This is a genomic window from Oceanobacillus sp. HCA-5259 (assembly GCF_037892815.1).
In the GTDB taxonomy this organism is placed as follows: Bacteria; Bacillota; Bacilli; order Bacillales; family Amphibacillaceae; genus Oceanobacillus; species Oceanobacillus indicireducens.
This window is the reverse complement of the sequence record NZ_JBBKBV010000004.1, coordinates 1-23,800: the sequence shown is the minus strand read 5'-3', so window position 1 is coordinate 23,800 and position 23,800 is coordinate 1. Positions and strand designations below refer to the sequence as shown.

General features: G+C 40.9%; 21 protein-coding genes, 1 rRNA gene and 1 riboswitch. Of the genes, 7 read left to right on the top strand and 15 right to left on the bottom strand.

The genetic code is table 11. The features are described 5' to 3' along the window. The first annotated feature begins 52 nt into the window (after nucleotides 1–52). Nucleotides 53–1,624, top strand: a complete 1,572-nt coding sequence (locus WKU33_RS03530) for a flotillin family protein (RefSeq protein ID WP_156857798.1) — start codon at nucleotides 53–55, stop codon at nucleotides 1,622–1,624. Nucleotides 1,625–1,672: 48 nt separating this feature from the next. Here WKU33_RS03530 and WKU33_RS03525 read toward each other — a convergent pair whose 3' ends face one another. From WKU33_RS03525 to WKU33_RS03515, 3 genes are all read right to left on the bottom strand, one after another. Then, nucleotides 1,673–2,206 carry a helix-turn-helix domain-containing protein gene (locus WKU33_RS03525; protein WP_336253033.1) on the bottom strand — a complete coding sequence of 178 codons (534 nt, stop codon included), beginning with the start codon at nucleotides 2,204–2,206 and terminating at the stop codon, nucleotides 1,673–1,675. Nucleotides 2,207–2,354: 148 nt separating this feature from the next. Then, the gene (locus tag WKU33_RS03520; protein ID WP_188859227.1) at nucleotides 2,355–3,257 is read right to left on the bottom strand and encodes a hydroxymethylglutaryl-CoA lyase; all 903 of its coding nucleotides are present in this window, start codon (nucleotides 3,255–3,257) and stop codon (nucleotides 2,355–2,357) included. Nucleotides 3,258–3,456: 199 nt separating this feature from the next. After that, nucleotides 3,457–3,627 (bottom strand): hypothetical protein, encoded by a 171-nt coding sequence (locus tag WKU33_RS03515; RefSeq protein ID WP_198042706.1) that lies wholly within the window; start codon nucleotides 3,625–3,627, stop codon nucleotides 3,457–3,459. A gap of 722 nt (nucleotides 3,628–4,349) precedes the next feature. On the opposite strand from WKU33_RS03515, the gene WKU33_RS03510 reads away from it, so the two are divergent. The 4 genes from WKU33_RS03510 to WKU33_RS03495 are packed head-to-tail and all read left to right on the top strand — an operon-like array spanning nucleotide 4,350 to nucleotide 7,862. Further along, nucleotides 4,350–4,979 (top strand): PspA/IM30 family protein, encoded by a 630-nt coding sequence (locus WKU33_RS03510; RefSeq protein WP_340453247.1) that lies wholly within the window; start codon nucleotides 4,350–4,352, stop codon nucleotides 4,977–4,979. A gap of 13 nt (nucleotides 4,980–4,992) precedes the next feature. Next, entirely contained in the window at nucleotides 4,993–6,024 is a 1,032-nt protein-coding gene (locus WKU33_RS03505; RefSeq protein WP_340453246.1) for a TFIIB-type zinc ribbon-containing protein, read from the top strand. Further along, nucleotides 6,024–6,818 carry a TPM domain-containing protein gene (locus tag WKU33_RS03500; protein WP_340453245.1) on the top strand — a complete coding sequence of 265 codons (795 nt, stop codon included), beginning with the start codon at nucleotides 6,024–6,026 and terminating at the stop codon, nucleotides 6,816–6,818. The genes WKU33_RS03505 and WKU33_RS03500 overlap by 1 nt, the downstream gene beginning before the upstream one ends. 36 nt (nucleotides 6,819–6,854) lie before the next feature. Beyond that, the gene (locus WKU33_RS03495; protein ID WP_156857804.1) at nucleotides 6,855–7,862 is read left to right on the top strand and encodes an SPFH domain-containing protein; all 1,008 of its coding nucleotides are present in this window, start codon (nucleotides 6,855–6,857) and stop codon (nucleotides 7,860–7,862) included. Between the two features lie 63 nt (nucleotides 7,863–7,925). On the opposite strand, the gene WKU33_RS03490 is transcribed toward WKU33_RS03495, so the two are convergent. The 5 genes from WKU33_RS03490 to uraA all read right to left on the bottom strand — a co-directional run bounded on the left by WKU33_RS03490 (nucleotide 7,926) and on the right by uraA (nucleotide 14,820). Then, nucleotides 7,926–9,179, bottom strand: coding sequence for a PcsB-like coiled-coil domain-containing protein (locus WKU33_RS03490; protein WP_156857805.1), 1,254 nt, complete (start codon nucleotides 9,177–9,179; stop codon nucleotides 7,926–7,928). 384 nt (nucleotides 9,180–9,563) lie between these two features. Beyond that, nucleotides 9,564–10,454 (bottom strand): 4-hydroxy-tetrahydrodipicolinate synthase, encoded by an 891-nt coding sequence (dapA, locus tag WKU33_RS03485; protein WP_340453243.1) that lies wholly within the window; start codon nucleotides 10,452–10,454, stop codon nucleotides 9,564–9,566. A gap of 94 nt (nucleotides 10,455–10,548) precedes the next feature. Then, nucleotides 10,549–10,730, bottom strand: a riboswitch (Lysine riboswitch). Between the two features lie 267 nt (nucleotides 10,731–10,997). Then, nucleotides 10,998–11,900, bottom strand: a complete 903-nt coding sequence (gene rocF, locus WKU33_RS03480; RefSeq protein WP_156857807.1) for an arginase — start codon at nucleotides 11,898–11,900, stop codon at nucleotides 10,998–11,000. A 127-nt stretch (nucleotides 11,901–12,027) separates the two neighbouring features. Beyond that, nucleotides 12,028–13,227, bottom strand: coding sequence for an ornithine--oxo-acid transaminase (locus tag WKU33_RS03475; RefSeq protein WP_156857808.1), 1,200 nt, complete (start codon nucleotides 13,225–13,227; stop codon nucleotides 12,028–12,030). Nucleotides 13,228–13,560: 333 nt separating this feature from the next. Next, entirely contained in the window at nucleotides 13,561–14,820 is a 1,260-nt protein-coding gene (gene uraA, locus WKU33_RS03470; RefSeq protein ID WP_156857809.1) for a uracil permease, read from the bottom strand. Between the two features lie 348 nt (nucleotides 14,821–15,168). Here uraA and WKU33_RS03465 point away from each other — a divergent pair, with 348 nt between their 5' ends. Further along, nucleotides 15,169–15,594 carry a DUF2512 family protein gene (locus tag WKU33_RS03465; RefSeq protein ID WP_232334482.1) on the top strand — a complete coding sequence of 142 codons (426 nt, stop codon included), beginning with the start codon at nucleotides 15,169–15,171 and terminating at the stop codon, nucleotides 15,592–15,594. Between the two features lie 78 nt (nucleotides 15,595–15,672). Here WKU33_RS03465 and trmB read toward each other — a convergent pair whose 3' ends face one another. From trmB to WKU33_RS03435, 6 genes are all read right to left on the bottom strand, one after another. Next, nucleotides 15,673–16,314, bottom strand: coding sequence for a tRNA (guanosine(46)-N7)-methyltransferase TrmB (gene trmB / locus WKU33_RS03460; protein ID WP_156857811.1), 642 nt, complete (start codon nucleotides 16,312–16,314; stop codon nucleotides 15,673–15,675). 201 nt (nucleotides 16,315–16,515) lie between these two features. Further along, the gene (locus WKU33_RS03455) at nucleotides 16,516–17,331 is read right to left on the bottom strand and encodes an aminoglycoside phosphotransferase family protein (protein ID WP_340453242.1); all 816 of its coding nucleotides are present in this window, start codon (nucleotides 17,329–17,331) and stop codon (nucleotides 16,516–16,518) included. 290 nt (nucleotides 17,332–17,621) lie between these two features. Then, nucleotides 17,622–18,569: an NERD domain-containing protein gene (locus tag WKU33_RS03450; RefSeq protein WP_156857813.1), complete on the bottom strand. Its 948-nt coding sequence runs from the start codon at nucleotides 18,567–18,569 to the stop codon at nucleotides 17,622–17,624. 23 nt (nucleotides 18,570–18,592) lie between these two features. Beyond that, nucleotides 18,593–19,144: an RNA 2',3'-cyclic phosphodiesterase gene (thpR, locus tag WKU33_RS03445; RefSeq protein WP_340453241.1), complete on the bottom strand. Its 552-nt coding sequence runs from the start codon at nucleotides 19,142–19,144 to the stop codon at nucleotides 18,593–18,595. Nucleotides 19,145–19,158: 14 nt separating this feature from the next. Next, on the bottom strand, nucleotides 19,159–19,878 hold the full coding sequence (locus WKU33_RS03440; RefSeq protein WP_340453240.1) for a pseudouridine synthase: 720 nt from the start codon (nucleotides 19,876–19,878) through the stop codon (nucleotides 19,159–19,161). Between the two features lie 12 nt (nucleotides 19,879–19,890). Beyond that, nucleotides 19,891–21,516, bottom strand: a complete 1,626-nt coding sequence (locus WKU33_RS03435; protein ID WP_340453239.1) for a putative polysaccharide biosynthesis protein — start codon at nucleotides 21,514–21,516, stop codon at nucleotides 19,891–19,893. A 157-nt stretch (nucleotides 21,517–21,673) separates the two neighbouring features. Here WKU33_RS03435 and WKU33_RS03430 point away from each other — a divergent pair, with 157 nt between their 5' ends. Further along, entirely contained in the window at nucleotides 21,674–22,921 is a 1,248-nt protein-coding gene (locus WKU33_RS03430) for a BaiN/RdsA family NAD(P)/FAD-dependent oxidoreductase (RefSeq protein ID WP_340453238.1), read from the top strand. A 746-nt stretch (nucleotides 22,922–23,667) separates the two neighbouring features. On the opposite strand, the gene rrf is transcribed toward WKU33_RS03430, so the two are convergent. Continuing rightward, nucleotides 23,668–23,783, bottom strand: a 5S ribosomal RNA gene (gene rrf, locus WKU33_RS03425). Between the last annotated feature and the right edge of the window lie 17 nt (nucleotides 23,784–23,800).

The window sequence follows — 23,800 nt, the reverse complement described above, 5'->3', positions numbered from 1 at the left end:
TAATCTACTCAAAGAGAGTATGTTAATAAATATATATTAAGGAGGAAACTGCATGTTTGAATCAGTCAGCATGGCTGTCTGGGTAGTTGTTGCGATTGTCGTCTTTCTTGTCATTGCCTTTATCGCGATTTTCACGACGAGATATCGTACAGCTGGACCAGACGAAGCATTAATTGTAACAGGTAGCTATCTAGGAGGTAAAAATGTACATACGGATGAAGCAGGGAATAAGATTAAAATCATCCGTGGCGGCGGTACTTTTGTTCTGCCGGTCTTCCAGCAGGCAAGCCCATTAAGTCTCTTGTCTAGTAAACTGGAAGTCTCTACTCCCGAAGTCTATACGGAACAAGGTGTTCCCGTAATGGCGGATGGAACTGCTATTATTAAAATCGGTGGATCGATCAATGAGATTGCAACTGCCGCTGAACAATTTTTAGGAAAGAGCCGGCAAGACCGGGAATTTGAAGCAAAAGAAGTATTAGAGGGGCATCTCCGCTCCATCCTCGGTTCCATGACCGTTGAGGAAATTTATAAAAACCGGGATAAGTTCTCCCAGGAAGTGCAACGGGTTGCTTCTCAAGACCTTGCGAAAATGGGGCTAGTTATTGTATCCTTCACTATTAAAGAAGTAAGAGATAAGAATGGTTATCTCGAATCCCTCGGGAAACCGCGAATTGCCCAAGTAAAACGGGATGCAGATATTGCAACAGCTGACGCGGAGAAAGAAACACGGATTAAGCGGGCCGAAGCTGCGAAGGATGCACAAAAATCCGAACTGGAACGTGCAACTGAAATCGCTGAAGCAGAAAAAGAAAATCAGTTGAAAACAGCCGAATACCGCCGCGAACAGGATATTGCGAAAGCACGGGCTGACCAAGCGTACGACTTTGAAACTGCAAGATCGAAACAACAAGTTACCGAACAGGAAATGCAGATTCAAATTATCGAACGTCAAAAACAAATTGAACTCGAAGAAAAAGAGATTCAACGTCGAGAAAAACAATATGATTCAGAAGTTAAGAAAAAAGCGGACGCGGACCGTTATGCAGTTGAGCAAGCGGCTGTCGCAGAGAAAGCGAAACAAATGGCTGCAGCAGATGCGAATAAATACCGTATTGAAGCGCAAGCAAAAGCGGAAGCTGAACAAGTACGGATTGATGGTCTAGCTAAAGCTGATTCATTAAGAGCGCAAGGGGAATCGGAAGCAGAAATCATCCGTCTCAAAGGTATCGCAGAAGCGGAAGCCAAAGAGAAAATTGCCGAAGCTTTCGAACAGTACGGTCAAGCAGCGATACTCGATATGGTTATCAAGATGCTTCCTGACTATGCGAAAGAAGTTGCAGGACCACTTGGCAACATCGATAAGATTACGGTTGTTGATACTGGTGGCGGCAAAGGTGATGGTGGCGCCAATAAAGTGTCAGGTTATGCAACTAATCTAATGGCAAGTCTGCAGGAAACATTAAAAGAGACTTCCGGTATTGATGTAAAAGAATTACTGGAAGGTATCGCAGGTAAACAAACACAAGCCGTAAGCACGATCAACCCTGTTCCAGAAACAAAAGCGAAAAAGGAACAAATAGAGGCAGAGGCTGATACATCTAAAATAACTGATTCTGAGTAAATAAATAGCCACTATCTGGTTCACAAACAACTGTAAACCAGGTAGTGGCTATTCTCTATCAATAAATAATGTAAGTACCTTCGCCTCTTCATGTTGATTCACCGGCATGAATAAATGCGGCTTGTGCCCTTGGAAATACGCACTATCTCCCTGTTTCATCAAATGCTTTTCTCCATTATAAAAAAGAATGATGGAGCCTTCCAAAATGAAAATGAACTCATCCTGTGAGTGGGTATACCCTTCCGTCCGCTTGTTGAATTCCTTTGGTGTAACATGGACAATTGTTGGTTCGATCCCGCTATAATGAGCCCGGTTTGCAAGCAGTTCATAAGAATACCCCATGGACTCGTCCCCTACTTTAGATGGGCGGTCATTATTTCTTTGTAATACGAGTTCTTCTTCTTTCTCTTCATCTAAAATCCAGGAAAGTGGAACTTCCAATGTTTCACTGATTTTCGAGAGTGTCGCGACAGCTGCAGCAGTTTGGCCGTTTTCAATTTTGGAGAGCATACTTTTTGATATTTGGCATTGATCAGCAATTTGCTGTTGTGTTAGCTTTTTTCGTAATCGGATTTGCTTAATTTTTTTACCAATACTTTGCAGATCTATGGGTGTTCATTCCTTTCCCAAATATTCTATTACGTTATTATGATAGAATAGCAAGACCTGCAAGTCAAGATAAGTAGAGTAAAATAAGCCATGATAACCGTTTCGGTACCATGGCTCATTATTAGGCATTGGATATATAAGCTAGGGAGCGGCTTGGCAGTTGCTTGCCAAGGATGTTTTGAATATAGAGACCTGCTTGCTGCATTTTCTTTTCACTAATCCCTGTTTCAATTCCGATCCCGTGCAGCAAGTACAATACATCATTCGTATCCACATTTCCGGTAGCACCCTTTGCATAAGGACAGCCTCCGAGCCCTCCTACAGTACTATCAAATCGATTTATTCCATAATGGAGTGAAGTCATAATATTGGCGATTGCCATCCCTCTTGTATCATGGAAATGGAGAATAAGCTTCTCTTTCGGGAAATGTTTCAGTAATACTTCGAGCAGCTTTTCAACATCGGTAGGAACCGCTGTCCCGATCGTATCGCCTAACGATAAATCATCGACACCTGCTTCAACGAGCCGGTCACATACTTCAAGCACTTGTTCTGGCGTAATCTTTCCTTGGTATGGACAATCGAATACAGTTGAAATATATCCTGTCACAAGTTTCCCGGCATCCTTTGCTTCCTTAATCACTTCTTCTAGAATCGGGTACGTATCCCCAATCGATTTATTAATATTCTTCTGATTATGCATTTCACTTGCCGACATGAAGACAGATGCCCGGTCAATACCTGCTTCCAATGCAAACTCTAATCCCTTCATGTTCGGAACAAGTGCTGAATAGGTAACATCTGGGTTACGGATAATACGCTCGCCCACTTCTCTTGCATCCTTAAGGGCGGGGATCATTTTTGGATTTACGAACGAGGAGTATTCTATCTCCTTTACCCCTGTATTCGAAAGCATATTAATCCAAGCAATTTTATGTTCGGTCGGAATCCATTCCTTTTCATTTTGTAAACCATCTCGGGGACCAACCTCTTTCATAATTACTTCTTTCGGTAAATTTTCCACGCTATCCCTCCGTTCATCAAATCATTGGAACCGTTTACAATACGCTGTAAAAAATTAAACTCAATATTAGTTTACTCTTATTCAACATTGTTGAGTAAAGTATATAATAAATATTCAGCCATTGCAAATATATTATTCTAAAAAAACAAAACGAACTCTATTTAGAGCCCGTTTTGTTATCGTTGTGTTTATTTTTCGTTTAGAGTCCTTCATCTGTGTCTGCACTAGGATCTACGCCGCCATCAGGCGCTTCTTCACCAGGTACATCCGGTGTCATTGGTTCTTCTGCTGGATCTTCAGCATCTGCGCAAGCTACAAGGAATCCTGATAAAAGGAAAATCGAGGCGAAAATTTTGAGTTGCTTCTTCATCATGTTTCATTCCTTTCTTTAGCTTTCTACTTAATGTGTACCCCGATAAAGCCTTTACAAATCTTAAGAAAACATTACAAAAACATAACAAAGTTTTAACAATTAGTCCTATTCACAATTTACTATCAATAAAAAGAAAAATGAAACCAAACTTCCCTTTATACCGTAATATATATTACCCCAACTTTCGCAGCCCAAAACAGCGAATCACTTTCATTCAGCGTAAGTATTTTGAGCATTCATTTTATTGGCGTTCTAATTACCGTTCAGTTGCCCGGCGGACGGATGCTTTCTACGGGCACGGCCTCAGCCTCCTCGGAAGAAGTTCGCTTCCTGCTCAGGTCTGGACTCGTGCTTTTCCCGTAGGAGTCACCGTCCGCCGGGCAACTGAACTGGTAAAGATGATTATGATGAATGGAAGTTATTCCATCTTGATAAAATTATACTTCTGGAGTACGAAATAGTGTTCCTAGTTTGGCCTTTCCTGGGAGCAGTCCAGACACCTCGAGACTCCTGCGGGAGGATAGGCTTGGTGAGACCCCACAGCAGGCTTGCCTGCGAGGAGGCTCACCAGCCGCCCGCGGAAAGCGAGAGGTGTCTGGACTGCGGACCTCCAGGAGAAGGTTGCGCTCACGCTGAATAAAAGTGATTATTTTTTCAGATGCGAAAGGTGAGATATTGAGTTAAACTAAAATTAACCCTTATATGGAGGAGGAAGCGGAATGGGAATCCTTTCTAGATTTACTACCCTTATGAAAGCAAATATAAACAGTAGAATCGATCGTTCCAGAGATCCTGAAAAAGTTATTAAAAAAACATTACGCGATGTGAACCTCGATCTTCGTACTATACAATCTGAAGTGAATGCATTAGAAGCGGATGTAAGACGAGCTAAGCGGGCAGTGGATGAATGTGAAATGGAAATTAGAAAGCTAGAGCGCTACCGGGAACGCGCAGCTGATAGGATCGAAACACAGGCTGCAGGATTTTTAGATGACCAAGAACATCTAGAAAGTAAAAAGTTAGAGCTAGTTGCCAAGTATAATCGACTTCTAATAGAAGCAAGGCAAATGAGATTACTAGAAGAAAAATTAACGCTGGATGTCAGGCAATTGGAAGCAAGAAGCCGAATGATTAAAGAAAAATCAGCACTACTTAACCAGAAACAAAAAATAAATAGTGGGAACCCCTCCATTACTTCCGGTTTTATGAGTTACGAGGAAGAACTAAATTTTAAGCTGGATGAAGCTGAAGCACTTGAACAGCTAAGAAACAAACCAGCACCTATTGAGTCCATAGATGAAGAAATTGCAAAATTAACGACGAACAGAAGCGAGACATCTAACGAATAGCGGGGGATTACAAATGGTTATACAATATAAATGTCCAAACTGTGGGAGTGATATGACGTTCGATGCCGATTCTGGTACATTGTCCTGTGACAATTGCGGTAGACAGGATAATATAGAGAACTTTTCCGAGGACTTTATTGAAACGGTATTTGAAGAAGAGGAAGCAAAAGAATATCAATGTGAGAACTGCGGGGCTGTCATTGTTACAGATGGTGATACTACCGCGACCAATTGCAGTTTCTGTGGGGCAGCTGTCGTGTTGGCTGATCGTGTGTCTGGAATCCTTGCCCCTTCGCTTGTGCTTCCGTTCACCATTTCAAAACAGCAAGCAGAACAAGCATTTCGAAAATGGTGTAGAAGAGGACTGCTTACCCCTAAAGATTTCAAGATGGCTGACCGGATTAAAGAAATTACCGGCATATATGTCCCCTTCTGGCTCTATGATTTAAAAAATGAAGCGAAAGTCCATGCAATTGGAACGAGGGTAAGAAACTACACAAGAGGGGATTATATTTATACGGAAACAAAGTATTATGATGTATACCGAGATTTACGCATAGACTTTAGCCGGGTGCCAGTCGATGCTTCGGAAAAAATGGATGATGCTCTGATGGATAAGCTTGAACCCTATCAATATAGTGATCTAAAAGACTTCAAAACCCCTTATCTTGCAGGTTATATTGCAGAGAAGTACAATTATGATGCAGAAGATTTATTGCCACGGGTAAAGGATAAAATGCGTAAACCACTTGATGATTATATTCGTTCAACAATCAGTGGATACCATTCCGTGAATTATAAAGATAAAAATATCCGTACGGCAAAAACAAAAAGCCTATATACGCTACTTCCAGTCTGGATGGTATACTATGATTACGAGCAGGCGGAACATATTTTTGCAATGAACGGGCAAACCGGAAAAGTTGTCGGAAAGCCTCCACTCAGTAAAGCGAAGATTGCCGGATGGTTTGCAAGCATTGCCGGTGGATCCTTTATCTTAATGAAAATTTTCTCCTTTATTGTTACAGGAGGTATCAATTTCTAATGTTCATGAACCGTTTATCAAAAAGTGCAATCATTTTTATCGCATTCTTTTTCTTATTCACAACTCCCGCCTTTGCAGATGTCGAGCGAATTTACGATGAAGCTGGCCTGTTAGATGCAAATCAAATACAACAGCTGGAAAAGAAAGCTGCCTCCTATTTTAGTGAATGGTCGACTGACTTCATTGTCGTTACAACAAATGACATCGAGGGTAAATCACTAAAGAGGTATACACAGGACATTTCCGATGAACTAGAAGAAAAACTGAACCGCGCAGAAGATAATATGGTCATCTTAACTATTTATATAGAATCAAGCGCGGATAGGGAAGCTTATATCGCAGGGTTCGGAAAGGGAGAGGAATATGTAGACGATGCAAGAATACAATTAATTCTCGATCACATTATCCCTGACTTGGCGAATGACGATTACTTTGAAGCTTTTGAGCTATTCTTTGAGAAATCCGCTGAATATTTGAATATTCGCCCCGGTGTAAATCCGGAATCTATTTTCTTAAATACGTATCTTCAACTTGGGGTTGCTATTACTCTAGGTGGATTAATCGTATTTATCATGGCATATTCCTCAGGGGGAAAAAGTACAGTAACAAGTGGAACATATTTAAATCGGAATAACTCGCGAATCGTCAGGAAGCATGACCGCTATCTCCGTAAAACCGTCACAAGAAAAAGAAAACCGTCAAATAATAGCAATAGCGGTGGCGGCGGTGGATTTGGTGGTGGCGGTGTCACCCGTGCTGGCCGCTCGCATAGTGGCGGCGGTAGGAAATTTTAAACAAATAATTATACGTAACGAGAAAGGACGGATTCCATGTCTTTTTTTAGAAATCAACTAGCAGACGTTGTGGAATGGCAAGAATTTAGAGATGATATGATTTTTTGGAAGTGGCCGAACCGGGAGATTAAAAAAGGCAGTCGCCTAATGATTCAACCTGGTCAAGATGCAATTTTCTTTAGTAATGGAAAAATTGAAGGGATTTTTGAAGAGGATGGGGAGTATAATATTGAATCAGAAATCATTCCTTTCTTATCAACTTTAAAAGGATTTAAATTTGGCTTTAATTCCGGACTGCGTGTCGAAGTCCTATTTGTTAACACGAAACAATTCACGGTGAAATGGGGAACGAAAAACGCAATCAACATCCCTTCCCCCTCCCCCGCTTTACCGGGTGGAATTCCAATCCGGGCGAACGGGACATTTAATTTTAAAGTAAATGATTATGTGAGATTAATCGAAAATGTAGCAGGTGTGAAAAAGAAATATCTCGTGGAAGATGTAAAAATCCGGATTACTACCGTGCTGGATCAACTCTTAATGAAATGGATTGCGCGTGAAGGGAAGGATATGTTTAATCTGCAAGCAAATTCATTTGAAATCTCACAGGGCATCCAGGAAGACCTTGATATGGAAATCTATGATTTAGGGCTTTCCATCACTGGATTTAATGTAAACAGCTTTAACTATCCAAAAGAAATTCAGGATATGATTACGAAAGCTGCTTCCCAGGGTATGGTTGGTGACGTTGCGAAATATCAACAACTTGAAATGACTGACGGTATAGCCTCAGGTAAGGTAAAAAGTGGCGGAACCGCATCCGACATGGCCGGGATGATGATGGGCATGAACGTTGCAAGTGAAATGATGAAAAACATGAAACAAATGAATCAACCGGACCAAAATCAACAACAGGAGCAACAAAATCAGCCAGCAGCGAATAACCAGTCAACTGGCAATTCAAGCAAGCCCAACTTCTGTCCAAATTGCGGGCAGAAAACAGATGGAGCAAACTTCTGCTCGAACTGTGGTCAAAAATTGTAATAGAAAAGGTCGGCACCAAGATGCCGACCTTTTCTTTGTTTTTTTATATAGGAGCACTTGTTATTACTGAATCGTTACTTTCACCGTGCGTACGCCCCAGCTTGTTGCTTGCTTTTGCGTTGGGACGAATACATCTATTTTATTTCCACGAATTGCGCTTCCTGTATCTCCTGCAATCGCATGGCCGTATCCTTCCACATGAACGATACTTCCAAGTGGAATGACACTTGGATCAACTGCGATTACCTTCGCATTTGGATTCGCCTTTAAATCGATTCCTGTACTTGTTACACCAGAACAGCCGTTACAGTCTGCTGTATAAGCGGTAGATGTAACTGTGAATGACTTATTATCAGATTCGCTTGGCTTTGGCGTTGGTTTCGATTCCGGTTTATTTACAGCCGGTTCTTCCTTTTTCACCTGAACCGGTTTGCTTTCTTTCTGTTCCTCTTTTTTCTCTACTGATTTCGTTTTAACCACTGCAGCTTGGGCTTGTTCTTCCTGTTTCGCTTTCTCAGCAGCTGCTAGTTTAATCTCTTCTTGGCGCTCACGTTCTGCCGCTTCTGCTGCAGCAATTTCTTTTTTCACTGTATCTTCCATTGTTTTTAAACGTGTATCTTCCCCTTCTAATTGCTCGACATAAGCAACTAGTTCCTGGCGCTTATCATTTAAAGACGCTTTAACCGTCTCTTGTTGCTGCTTTTCCTGTTCAATCTGTGCACGTTCTGCTTCTTGCGCTTCATGCATTTGGTCTAAATCATTCAGCTTTTCAAGTGTTGAGTGCTGATGCGCTTCGACAAGTTCCATATCAGCTTCAAGCTGTTCCATCAACATCGCATCCGAATCCATTACTTGATTGACTGCAGTTACGCGGCTAATGAAGTCTCCAAAGCTCTGGGAGTCAAAGATCACTTCAATATAATTAATTAGCCCGCCTGATTTCTGGTAGGATGATGCTCTTGTTTTCAACAAGTCAAAGCGTTCTTCAATACTTGCATTCAATCGATCGATTTCTGCTTGGAGGGTGTAAATCTCTTCTTTCGTAGTTTCAATCTCATATGTAATTTCCTCCACTTTTGCCTCTTTCTCTTGTAGAAGGTCATCTAACCGATTGACTTCCTCGTTCAATGCTTTCATATCGTCATAAAGTTCATTGATTTTCTGTTCCCCAGCTGATAAGTTGTTCTGGATTTCTTTTCTCTCTTGTTGGATCTCCTCTAAATCACCCTTGCCACTTGCATGGACTTGTAAATGAAAGGTGCCTTGGATAAATAATAGAGAAGCTATCAAGGTGACGATTGTTATCTTTTTCCTCAACCTTTTTCCCCCATTTCCATAGATTTCTAATTCGCAATCTATGGTTGCAGTATAACATCCAATCGTAACAAAAAGATTATGCTTAGATTACAATTAGATTTCAGGAGAAATTTACATTGAAACAAAGACGGAAACGCCCTTGCAGGTTAAGAACGCGATTCGTTACGCGGGAGCCTGGTACTGCGATTACTCGTCCCTCCGTAGAAGGTTTGCCACTAAGCTAGCACATCTAGTAGTCGCAGCAACGTACAAACTGTTACTCTCGGGCTAGTGCTAACAATTTCAGTTATCCTCAGCATCTTCATTTTACAAGGAACCTTAATAATTCCCTAAAGTTAAAAAGCTAAGGAAAAATAAATTCTCCTTAGCTTTAACATATTTCTATTAATTTTCTACAGTATTTGTTTGGAAGTTTGCTAGGGTTTGCGTGAGATTTGCTTTTTCTACATCTGATAATGGGATGAGTGGTAAGCGGACACTTCCAACGGGTACGTTGATTTCATTCAATGCTTCTTTTACTGGTGATGGGCTTGGAGCCTGGAATAAGGCTTTTACAACCGGCACGATGCGACGGTGGATTCCAGCAGCTTCTGTAACGTTACCATCAAGGAAGTTTTGGACCATCGCTCGCATATCTTTCCCAATCACATGAGCTGCGACCGATACAACGCCCGTTCCACCAATAGAAAGAATTGGTAACGTCATGCCGTCATCCCCGCTATATACACTGAAGTCATCTCCAGTTTCTTCAATGATCTGAGATACTGCATCAAGATCTCCGCTCGCTTCTTTTACAGAGACGATGTTATCAACTTGGGACAAGCGGATAATCGTTTCAGGAGTCATGTTGACAGAAGATCTTCCTGGAATATTGTAAAGCATGACTGGTAAAGATGTGGACGCTGCAATTTGGCTGAAATGTTGATATAATCCCTCTTGAGAAGGTTTATTATAATATGGTACGACAAGCATAATTCCATCAATGCCAATCGATTCAACTTCTCTTGTCAGTTCAATGGAGGCTCTCGTATTATTCGAGCCTGTTCCGGCAAGCACCGGTACTTTGCCATTTACTTCTTTCACTACATATTTAAATAGTTCAACCTTTTCTCTCGTCGTTAATGTCGGTGATTCACCGGTTGTCCCGGCCACAACTAAACCATCAGTTCCTGTATCGAGTAAATGTTCAATTAGCTTTGACGTTCTACCATAATCTACTTCTCCGTGTTTATCAAAAGGTGTCACCATTGCTGTTAGTAATCTACCAAAATACATTTATTTCACATCCCTTTCTTTTTTACCATCAATAAAAGCAAAAAAGCAATAACGGTTTGGGCCGCTATTGCTTTTCGAACGATGGATTGTTCTTTCGCTTGATAGCTCCCCATATAGTTGCCTATATGACAGATCTATACCTATTCGATATAGACCCAGCATCCGGAATTAATGAGCTTCCTTCTGCTTCGGCAATTCCCCCTTTCCATATGGTTCACTGGGTCTCATTCACCCTCCACATATGTACTAATGGTCACTGCAACCTCTATCCTTACTTTATCGTTTATAAAATAAGAGATATTTAATTGTTTTCACTACTATAACAAAGACTGTAAGAAATAACAAGTAACAGCAGCTCTTTACTGCTATATTTATGTTATTTGCACCCTAACCGTGCATCTTTTATACAGGAAAACATCATCTAGTCGTTTTTTCCTTACTGAGTATTAGTTGAATAAATTGGGCCGTTACTGGCTGTTGAATCTCTCACTTAGGATTTGCAATTATTCTGATGTTACAATGGGAATTTTATAACCAATTACTCTAGGATAGGATTCGTTCACCAAATAATGATCCAATTAAGTCAACTGCCAATGTCCCCGTTTTATTTCGCTCATCAAGAATTGGATTGACCTCTACAAATTCAGCGGATGTAATTTTACCAGTTTCCGCAAGCATCTCCATGGCAAGATGAGCTTCACGGAACGTTACCCCGCCTGGAACTGGAGTGCCGACACCCGGTGCGTCCAAGGGATCTATTGCATCGAGATCAAAGGAAAGATGCACCCCGTCTACCCCCTGCTCTTCAAAATATTGATTCGTATCTTCAATAATCTGAGGCATGCCGATTCGATCAATTTCATGCATCGTGTACACTTTGATTCCTTTTTCTTTAATAAAATCTTTTTCACCAGGATCTAGGTCACGCGCACCGATGATAATAATATTTTCTGGTTTTACTTTTGGAGAATATCCACCAATTTCAGTGAGACTTTCTTCGCCATAGCCTAACGATGCAGCAAGTGGCATACCATGGATATTTCCGGATGGAGACGTCTCAGGAGTATTCAGATCTCCGTGGGCGTCATACCATATAAGGCCAAGATTTTTATAAGATTTAGCTACCCCTGCTAATGTACCAATAGCCATACTATGGTCACCGCCTAAAATAAGCGGAAAAGAATCCTTTTGTATAACTTCTTCAATCTGGATCATTAACTGTTCACTTGCTTTATAGACCGCTTCCAAGTTTCTGATTCCAGTTTTCGGATCTGTCTTTAGTTTATCTCTACCAATCTGGATATCTCCTAAATCTTTAACGGTGTATCCCCTATTCTCAAGCCTTTCTATGATACCGGCATAGCGAATTGCACTGGGGCCCATATCGACTCCGCGCCGTAATTGACCAAGATCGATCGGCATTCCGATAATTGATATATTTCTCATGTGAAAAACCTCCAGTTGCCTTTTAAATATGTAACAAAAGCTCGTATATCTCTATATATATTTTCAAAATAGAACTGGAACATAACCAGTCACACATTCGTTATGTTCCAGCCTAGTGAAAATTTCTCTATTTACTTAATACGTTATGAATGCGTTCTAGTGCCCAATCTAGGTTTTCTTTGGTGATTATTAATGGCGGTGCGAAACGAATTGTATTCTCGTGGGTCTCTTTACAGAGAATTCCCTCTTCTTTTAGTGTCTCACAGAACCCCCGGACTGGGTGGTTAAACTCGACACCGATAAAGAGTCCTCGCGCCCGCACTTCCACTAAATCCGGATTATCGATTTTTCGTAATTCTTCAGCGAAATATTTACCGAGCCGAAGAGAGTTCGTTACAAGATCCTCTTCCTCGATGACATCAATCGAAGCAATAGAAACCGCACAAGCAAGTGGATTACCACCAAATGTGGAACCGTGGGATCCAGGCGTAAATACATCCATGATTTCTTTGTTCGCAGCAATCGCAGAGACTGGCATAACACCACCGCCAAGCGCTTTACCCATGACATAAATATCCGGTTCTACACCTTCCCATTCACAGGCAAACATCTTCCCTGTCCGGCCTAAACCAGTTTGTACTTCATCAGCTATAAACAATACATTATTCTCATCACAGATCTTACGGATTTCACGTAAATAACCTTCTGGAGGAATTATGATCCCTGCTTCCCCTTGGATTGGTTCAACAATAATCGCTGCCGTGTTTGGGGTAATTGCTTTGCGAATAGCTTCCACTTCACCAAAAGCAACCTTCATAATCCCTGGTACAAATGGTCCGAAGTTTTTTGTTGCTGTTTCATCATTAGACAAAGAAATGGAATTGATCGAACGGCCATGGAAGTTACCCCTTGCAGCAATAATTTCTGCCTGATTATCCTGCACACCTTTTACTTCATAGGCCCAGCGCCGTGCAGCTTTGATTGCTGTCTCGACGGCTTCCACCCCAGTATTCATCGGTAAAACTTTATCTTTGCCGGTTAATTTCGCAATTCTTTCCGTCAACCTACCAAGAATATCATTATGAAACGCTCTAGAAGTCAGTGTTACTCGATCTGCCTGATCTTTTAATGCTTGAATAATTTTTGGGTGGCGATGCCCTTGATTTAGAGCGGAATATGCACTCAACATATCTAAATACTCATTACCTTCCGGGTCTTTCACCCATACCCCTTCCGCTTCAGAAATCACAATTGGGAGTGGATGGTAATTATTTGCACCATACTGCTCCGTTTGTGAAATAATACCATCCGTTGTTTTTATCGTCATAACCCTTTTCCCCCTTATGTACTTTCATACTTCATTTAAAATATTGATTTGTTTGATTATAACATAGAACGAAACTTCAGTGGAATTTTACGACTAAAATCTACTATTACTGACATTGCGACAAGCGCCGCGTTTTCAGTCCTGCTCTATCCCACTGGGTATTAGTTGAATTAAAGTCAGGTGTTAACGACGATTACCTATCGCCTGAATTCGTTCGGTTCTCAGATACGTTAGGTCTAGGGGCGATTACACCGTAATAGATTGTCTAGCTTCAGCTTTTGATATAGAAAAAGAAGTCAGAACATAATTATTCTGACTTCCTAAAGTGAAACTTTATTCATTAGATAATTTTAATACATCGAGCAGTCTGAAAAAGATGCTGATGATAATCGCGACGATTGTTGCAAGGCCCATGCCTGTCAATGCAACCGAACCAATATTGATACTTGCACCACTGATCCCAATTCCAAGCACGACACACGTTAGAATGACATTTTGAGAATTATTATAATCAATCTGTGCTTCAACGAGCATTCTTAACCCGCTAACCGCGATGATTCCAAAGAGCAGTAAGGAAATACCTCCCATTACCGGTGTCGGGATAGATGATATCAATGCTGCAAGTTTTCCACAGAATGATAGAATAATTGCAGTAATGGCCGCTCCCCCGATTATCCAAGTGGAGTATACTCTTGTTATTGCGAGTACTCCTATATTCTCACCGTACGTTGTGTTTGGTGTGGAACCGAATAAACTCGAGATCATTGTTGAAATACCGTTACCTAATAGGGAACGGTCTAAGCCCGGATCTTTCACTAGGTCTCTCTTCACGATATTCCCTGTCACAACTAAGTGACCAATATGTTCGGGAATTAAAACGAGTGCCGCTGGTAAAATAATTAAAATATCTGCCCAGTTAAACTCAATTTTGTAGTATGTCGGCATTTGAATCCAAGCGGCCTCTTTTACCGCCGTATAATCAACGATACCGTATATAGTGGCAATGATAAATCCAGTTACGATTCCAAGTAAAATCGGAATGATTTTTAAAAAGCCGCGCATTGTTACCCAGTAGATGATTGTCGCACCAAGTGTAAGTAAAGCAACCGTAATCGCTGTCGTGTCTCTAGGTTCGTCTTGAGCAGCGATCAATCCTGCCATATCCGCAGCTACTGGCACAAGCTCCAGTCCAATTACCGCAACAATCGCTCCCATTGCCGCCGGCGGGAATATAAAGTCAATCCAAGACGTTCCGGCAAACTTAACGATTAAGCCGATAAGGACAAGTACTGCACCTACAACGAAGAATCCACCAAGGGCCGCCCCGTATCCGCCACCATGTGTCAAGACGACTGTAACCGGCGAGATAAATGCAAAACTTGAACCTAAATAAGCTGGAATCTTTCCTTTTGTAATAAAGATATATAATAACGTTCCAAATCCATTCATTATTAGAATCGTTGCTGGGTCAACCCCGAACAAAATTGGTACAAGCACGGTTGAACCAAACATGGCAAACAAATGCTGTAGGCTTAATGGCAGACTCTGCATAAAGGGTAATCGTTCATCGACGCCAATTTCTCGTTGTTTCATATTCCTTCTCCTCGCATTTTATTTTTCTAGCGAAAGGTGTTTTTTTAAATTGTTGCATAAAAAAACACCTTGCCTTTATGCCAGCAAGGTGCAGATTTTTAGCGCATGGATATTCCCATTCCACTATCAGTCGTTCTCTTCGAACAACTAAATTCCGCATCACCTTGCCAACCTCACAGGGTTGACTTAAAGGCAACTAATTATTTTCACTACTAATAATTATGACAAATAACGACCTATAAAGTCAAGTACTTTTTTAAAACTCGATTATTCGTGTATAAAAAGCTATAACCAGCTTAATACTAACTCTATATAATCAAGAAGCGAGGGGTTATTAAATTGGTACATATGAAAGCATTGGGCATTAAATGGGTTTACACAGCGATTATCCTGTCATCATTTCTCGCCGTGTTTGGATCAGTTACAGTTGGTCATTTAATTATCCTTTCACTCTTGTTGACAGGAGTTGCTTATCTAGCGGACATTCTTATCCTTCCTGCAATTGGCATGCTCGCATCAGCTATCGTTGACTTCGGCATTTCATTTCTCGTCGTTTGGCTATTTTCTGGAATGTATGTTGGCCAATCAACAGCTTTAGTAGCCATTTCGTTGGCGATTGCTTATTTCTTTACATTTTGCGAGGCACTCTTTCATGTGTATATGAAAGAGCGAATACTACCGAGAAGGGAAGCGACCATTATCCCGTTTCCTGCAATGCGATATCAAACGGAGGCAAGTGAGGAAATTTATCCAGAGAAAGATAAAAAAGATTAATGATATTTATCACAAAATCATTTCTTATAAACCGCACATCCCGCTATATACAATTAGAAAGGGATATGCGGTTTTTACTTATCCTTGAAAAACAGCTTTGCAGCGATAAATCGGATGTCCTTTGGCAGAAAACTTTTCTTCATACTCTGTCATGACATTCAATGGATCTTCTTCTGCATGCAAATCAAGATTTACTTCTCCCAGCAACATACCGAATGCGGAGAAGCTGCAGAGGGAATACTCGAATAGTCCACGATTATCGGTTTTAAATAGGAGTTCCCCTTCTTGCTGTAAAATATGTTCATACTGTTTTAAGAATGTCGTATACGTTAAGCGACGTTTCTCATGGCGATTTTTCGGCCATGGATCAGAGAAATTCAAATAAATAGTTGAAATTTCATCCTCCGCAAAGTAATCAAGCAAATGATTAGCATCTGCGTGGACGAGCAGTAAGTTGTCCAGTTCTGCCTCCAATGCTTTCTCACCTGCTGTCACGACGACACTCTTTGCAACTTCCATTCCAATAAAATTAATATCGGGATGCTGCTTTGCCATCCCGACAAGAAATTGCCCTTTTCCTGTTCCTACTTCCAAATGCAAGGGCTGCTTGCTTGCAAATAAGCCCTGCCATCTGCCCTTTTGTTCAGTAGGATTTTGTATTATTAAATCCTGATGCTCTAATAAAAAATCATCAGCCCATGGTTTATAACGTTGACGCATTTCCTATCCATCCTTACCTATCATGTCTTCTCTATTTATAAAGTGATACTTCATTCAGTGGTGGATCCTTCCCCCCTGAATGTTAGTTGAACAGAATCAGGGATTTACGGACTGTTTATCCCCAACCCTCACATATTCGGTTTCCCTCTTGTTTAGAGGTGGGGTATTACAGACCGTTAATATGTGATAAAGCAAATGATGTCAGTTTATCATGCTTTCCATAAATTGATTCAATTCACTTAATGTCTCCAACCGTTCCTTTACCTTATCTGCTTCATGTCTTTCACTATGCCAGCTAATATAATCAAGGGCATTCAACAATAGATACCAGTGCATTCTTTCATACAAATATTCATGCTCGGTGACTCCGTATCTCTCCAGCCATTCGTCCCATTCTTCTTTAGGGATATACCATTTCAAAAGGAAACCAAAATCGATCACTGGATCGGCAATCATAGCATCATCCCAATCCACTAGAAATATCTCCCCTGACTCAGACATTAATAAATTATTATGATTAAGATCACAATGACAGACAACAAGCTTTTGATTTCGGGTAATCGGTAAAAGCTTCACCAAATAATTTAAAGCAACAGCGACTTCTTCATATTGCTCGAGTAAACCGAGGCGCACTAAACGGCCCTCGATCTCTAGGAGTGACTGATCAGATGTAACTGGTTTCTTTCCCAGGCGCATGAGCATATGCAATAGTTCAGGTGAATGATGAATTTTCTTTAATAATTCCATAATTTGCCCGCTCTTCATATCTTCCTTGGTTAAATCTCTACCTTCGAGCCACTCTTGGGCGGTTATCACATCACCATTTTCCATCCGTTTTGTCCAAATCAACTTAGGAACAATACCGACAGCCGATAACACCGCGAGAAATGGCGAGGTATTCCGTTTAACAAATAATTTGCGATTGTCTTTTGTGGCAATATAGGCGTCCCCTGTTAGGCCGCCAGCTGGAGTGAGCGTCCAGCCTTTTCCTACCGCTTTTTCAAGCCATTCCTTCATGAAGTTTTCCCATCTTTCACTTGTAACATTTGAAATACCATTTTAAAATTAATTGTATCAAATTACAACTATATGTATTATTTCGGAATAATTAACCGGATTCCGTTCTGTCGCTTTTTGATTTCCCGCCTTATAAACTTGTGTCTCGCCGTCCACTTTTTTCCGACTCGATTGTTAAGCTTCCAGGAGTTCGATTCCTTTTATCTCTTCTCCTAAATCCCAATAAAAACAGTAAAATGCGTTTGTAATCTGCCGTTCCCAACTTTGCGGATTTACGATAAAGATCCATATTATATGTCTTCCGCTTCTTCTATTGTAGCATGTCCACTCCCGTCTTTTTCCCATTCCGATCGCTTCAATGAGGTGGATTGGCAACATCTTAATAAAGTTTGCGCAGCTTTGATTTGAACATTTTTTAACGGCGATTGAAAGGATCTTTTTTCATTAAACCAATCGATATAATTTGTACTGCCAATAATTTGCGTCTGGTAAGGTTCACTTGCAAAATAAATTGGATTAGTACGTGACAATACGCTCCTTTTAACAGGTAGTGAAATGTCTTTTGTAGCCAATATGCTTTTCACTAATTTTTCCGTCCGTTTTAATGAAATGAGCGGATTTAATATCTTTCTGTTTCCCTTTGGGCTCTCTACATGCCATGTCCGCTCTTCGCTTGCCATCAGAACCGCATCTTCTTCCAACTCGACATATTGAATTACTTCTATTTCCACAGGTGAAATTAAAATAATATCACCTTCCACAGGCACTTGCCTAATTGAAAATATTGGATGATACATGACGAGATACGTATCTGGAAGTCGCTGGAGCAAATATTTCAACAAGGAATCTGAATAATATTTTTTGGCAACGATTGATTGATGAGTCACGGTCGATGTTGCCCATTTCATCTGAAAGTTTAATAGATTATCTAGAAATTCCTGTTTTAATTCCTGCTCAGTTTCAGGAAGAGCTTCCGTTTCACTTGATTGCTCTTCTTGAACCGTTTCTGAGTAAACTTGTTTTCTTAATAATTTATTCTTTAACTTGGATATAATAGAATCCGCCGTTTCCTCCGAATATAGTTCTTCTTGTGATGGCATGTCTCGGCGCGGGCTGGACCAGCGTTCATATAACCGGTCCCAGCTTTCCCGTTTTAGACGGATGTACTGCGTGGGGTACCGAAATGTATCCCATTCATATCTCGTAATGTAATCTTGAATTTTAATTAACTGTGCCATTAAAAACCACCCTTTCTAGCCATTCAAAGTGGAAAAACAGCAGCTTTTTCATAGCTTGGTACGTGTCCTGGATGAATCTTATATAAAGTAAAGGCAGTGACCTCAAATTGATTAATCTGCTGATAACGTAATTTTATCTCGTTTAGCTTACCTTCTGGCAAATCAAATGCTTTTCCCCATTTTTTTCCAAGGGTAAGATGGGGACGATATGCACGTTTCTCTTGCTCAAAACCTAACGTTTCTGTCGCTTTTACAATCTGCTGTTGTAATTGCAGGAGTTCCTCATTAAGACGGACATCGACAAAAAGGACACGCGGACGGTTACCCTTCCCGAATGTACCTAGTCCTTCCAATGAAAGCGTAAAGCTACCGGAAAACTGTAATATTTCCAGTTGCTTCACAAGCTTTTCGAGACGGTCTCGATGCACCTCCCCTAAAAAGGAAAGTGTAATATGCAAATCGCGCGTATCTGTCCAGCTTTTATACGGGAAAATCGGCTTTAACTCCTGTTGCCAATCATTATAAAAATTCTTTAAATCATCCGGGATCTCAATTCCAAGAAAATAATGGCTCACTATCTCACCTCATGTTATGCATCCTTCACTTGCTCACAATAAGCCAGCTCCTCTTCATTCAAGCGGCGGTACTCACCCTTTGGAAGGGATGGATCGAGAGTTAGTTCGCCCATCCGCAGCCTTTTCAGATAAGTGACCTTTTTACCAACAGCCTCAAACATCCGCTTTACTTGATGGAATTTCCCTTCCGTAATGGTCAGTTCAATTTCGGAGATAGAACCACTTCGTAAAATCACAAGCTCGGCAGGTTTAGTGAGTTCCGTTTCCCCAATATCTACTCCATCCTTAAACTTACGAATATCCTCATCTGTTATTCTTCCCTCAATAGTTGCGAAATATGTTTTTTCCACGTTTTTCTTTGGTGAGAGAAGGCGATGTGCAAGATCACCATCGTTTGTAAGAAGTAATAACCCTTCTGTACCCTTATCGAGCCTCCCTACTGGAAATGGCTGAAAGTGTTGAAAATAAGGATCAATTAAATCAACGACAGTTCTTGTATGATAATCTCTAGTGGCTGATAAAATACCATCCGGTTTATGGAGCATCAAATAGATATATTTCTCATAAACGATTTTCTGGCCGTCCACTTTTACAACATCTATTTCAGGATCAATATGCTTGCTCCCATTTTTTATAAACGCATCATTAACAGTAACAAGGTTTTTCTTCAACATGGCTTTTACTTCTTTTCTTGTGCCAACTCCCATATTGGAAAGCATTTTATCTAACCGCATTCTATCCCTCCATTATTTACGGAGCTTACGTAATAACTTATCGACAAACGGTATTTCATCACCGAATACGTGATGAAGTAATGTTGATGTATAGGCGAGCCATAAATAAACTCCCCCGCCAACAGATACTCCTGCAAGCAATACGATAATGGATCCGGTACGTGATGTTTCATACGAAATGAACATACCAAGAATTGCTTTTACAACAAAGATAGCGAGCGCCATAATCGCCCCAAAAATTAAAATGAGTATCGTCCGTTTCGTGACTTGACGGAACGGAAAATCAACCGACCGCTTAATCCGGAATAAATTAATACATACGGCAATAATAACAGCAAGACCAGTACCGAATATAATCCCTTTTGCACCGAACCACTGGATCAGCTGAATATTTAGTAATACCTTAACGAGTAATCCTGCCATTAAGCTCAGCACGGTAAAGTTTTGTTGATTGATTCCTTGCAAGATCGACGCTGTTACGGTAAACAACGCAAAGAAAAGACCAACCGGTGCATACCATGCAAGCAGCGTTCCTGTCGTTGCAATCTCATCCAACCCATACAAGGACGCATAAAACACATCAGCTAGACAAGCAATTCCAATTACTGCCGGAATAACCAATACAAGGACGATTTGTAACGATTGGTTAATTTGTGTATGCAATTCTTTTATATTTCTCTGTGCAAATGTCCGGGTTAATGCCGGAAGAATAGCTAAAGAAAGTCCCGTTGCGATTGTACCTGGGATAATGACGATTTTGTGGGCATAAGTAGTAATTGCCCCAAAGGCCCAAGTTTCACTATTTCCTATCGCAGTCATTGTCCGCTCAAATGTTAACGCATCAACAAGCTGATAAAGCGATGTTGCCAGTCCAACAATAATAAACGGACCAGCATAGCTGAACATTTCCTTAAAAATGTCCCTCGTCGATGTTTCACTGGGTACAACTTGCTGTTCTAAATAGCCATCCAAATAAGGTTTCCTTTTTTTCCAATAGAATAAGAGAACCACCCAGGAGCCAACAGCACCGACAAAGGCTCCAAAGGTAGCAAACCCGACAGCCGTAGCTACTGTACCATCAACAACCACCATAACAATAAATACGGAAACAAGCACAAATGCAATCCTAACGATTTGCTCGGTCACGGTGGATAACGCAGAAGGTCCCATTGATTCATGTCCTTGAAAAAAGCCGCGCATAATACTCATTGCCGGAATGATAATAAGTGCAAAGCTCACTGCCCGAATAACGAGTACAACATCAGCTGTTGTCGTTCCTAAAGCAGGGTTTTGGTTGGTAATCATTCGAGCCGCTAACAATTCTGCACCGAAATAAAGAATAAGAAAAGATATAAAGCCTGTAATAAACATAAGAATGGTGCCATACTTAAAGGTTTTTCTCCCTGTCGCATAGTCACCAAGCGCATTGTACTTCGATATCGTTTTTGACATGGCGAGAGGAATCCCGATTGTCGAGATACTCAACATGATATTATAGGGAATATAGGAAAGGCTATACAACGTACCCCCTTCATTTCCCACTAGAGCGTTAAATGGTATTAAATAAATTAATCCTAAAAATTTAGATAGAAAGGTTGCTACTGTAAGCAGCAATGATCCTCTGACAAGATTCGACATGTTTTCACCTGTATTTCTCTTAAATAGATACCTATGTTATTTTACCATAAACTTGCCTTAACTGATATTGAAACTGTTTTAATATCATGTATTTACTTAGAAAGTTGCTCAGGTTGACTTGAAAAGGGTAAGATATCTAACGAGAGGAGTGAATAAAATGACTTATGACGTTATTGTCATTGGTGGTGGACCGTCAGGATTAATGGCCGCAATCTCTGCAGCCGAGCATGGTGCACACACCCTTTTACTTGAAAAAGGTAAAAAACTAGGTAAAAAGCTGGCCATTTCTGGTGGCGGTCGTTGCAATGTAACAAATCGGCTACCTGAAGATGAAGTAATTAAACATATTCCAGGGAACGGTAAATTTCTTTACAGTGCGTTCTCTGTTTTTAATAATTACGATATTATTGAATTCTTTGAGAACCTTGGAGTTGCCTTAAAAGAAGAAGATCATGGGCGTATGTTTCCCGCCTCGAATTCAGCAGCTTCTGTTGTTAATACCCTCATCGATCAACTGAACAAGCTTCAAGTGGAAGTCAAATTAAATTCTCCAGTTAAAGCGGTCGACTATGGAGAAACGGTTCATAAAGTATATGGCGAAAATGGAGATGAATATGAAACGAAGGCTATTGTCATTGCTGTCGGAGGGAAAGCAGTGCCTCATACAGGAAGCAATGGTGAAGGATACCCTTGGGCAAAGAAAGCTGGCCATACGATTACAACACTATTTCCTACAGAAGTTCCTTTGACATCTAAGGAATCTTTTATAAAAGAACGAATCCTGCAAGGACTTGCGCTAAGGGATGTAGCCGTTTCTGTATTAAACAAAAAAGGGAAATCAATTATAACCCATCGCATGGACATGCTCTTCACCCATTTCGGGGTCTCGGGACCTGCCATTTTACGCTGCTCCCAATTTGTCGTGAAAGAATTGATGAAAGAACAGGCTGTAACTTTACAAATCGATGCTCTCCCCGACAAAAATCAAGAAAAAATCAGACAGGAGATAAACGAACTCATCCATAATAATCCAAAACGTGCCATTAAGAACAGCTTAAAAGGTCTTATTCCTGAGCGGTATCTCCAATTCTTGCTTGATACTTTAACCCTTGACGGAAACTTACAAGGTAACCATCTTTCTAATGAGAATGTCCGTGCACTTGCTCAAGTGATTAAACAATTTTCCTTTAAAGTCGATGGATCTCTTCCGATGGAAAAAGCATTCGTTACAGGTGGTGGGGTTTCCATTAAAGAGATTGTGCCAAACACAATGCAATCAAAATTGATGGACAGATTATTCTTCTGCGGAGAAATACTCGACATTCACGGCTACACCGGAGGCTATAACATCACCTCGGCCCTTGTCACGGGGCGCCTTGCCGGTATGAATGCCGCGTGGAGCTAACTTGTTCCCTCGGGAGACTTTAGATGTTGTTGACCGCTAATTTCCAATAGCTGCCTCGTATGATTGCAACCAAGTAGCTAACACTATAACTGTCTAATAGCTTAGACAGAAAGGGATGGATAAAAAATGAAAAATGGAATCTGGCTACCGCTAATCGCGTCAATCGGTGTTGGTGCTGCTACGTTCTATTCGATGAGCCGCGGGAATAATCAGGGCATCGGGCAAATGATGCAACAAATTATGCCGGGTAAATCGTCTTCCTCATGAACGAAATAGTTCCCATTTGAATCGTCCCATTTGGAAAGCTTATTGGGCAACAAAAAAACGTGGTTCTTATAAGAGCCACGTTTTTCATTTGCACTATATAATTTAAAACAAAGGCGCAAGCTCCCTTACAGGCTAAGTACGCAACGCCTGGGACTGCGATTACTCGTCCCACCGAAGAGCGTTTGTATTAGCTACATGCCGTGCATCGTAGTAACGTACAAACTGTGCCCCCGGGGCGGTAGATAGTTCGAAGTTGCCTCATACGTAAGCAAACTTAATTGAGCTTCCACTCTTCTCATTAAGATAAAGGAAATGTACCCCTTTAGGAGAATGCCGCAGTTGGGCTTTAGCCCGTATTTAAGCGGTCCTCATTTAGAGTTAATGTTGACTTTCACCAAGGGTATAAGGACGACTAAGCTTCACAAAGACCGCTCGGCGATAATAAAAAAATGGATTACAAAAGTAATCCATTTTTTATCGCCTGGCAACGTCCTACTCTCGCAGAGACAAAGTCTCAACTACCATCGGCGCTGGAAAGCTTAACTACTGTGTTCGGTATGGGAACAGGTGTGACCTCTCCGCTATCGCTACCAGACATGAAATATATACTTA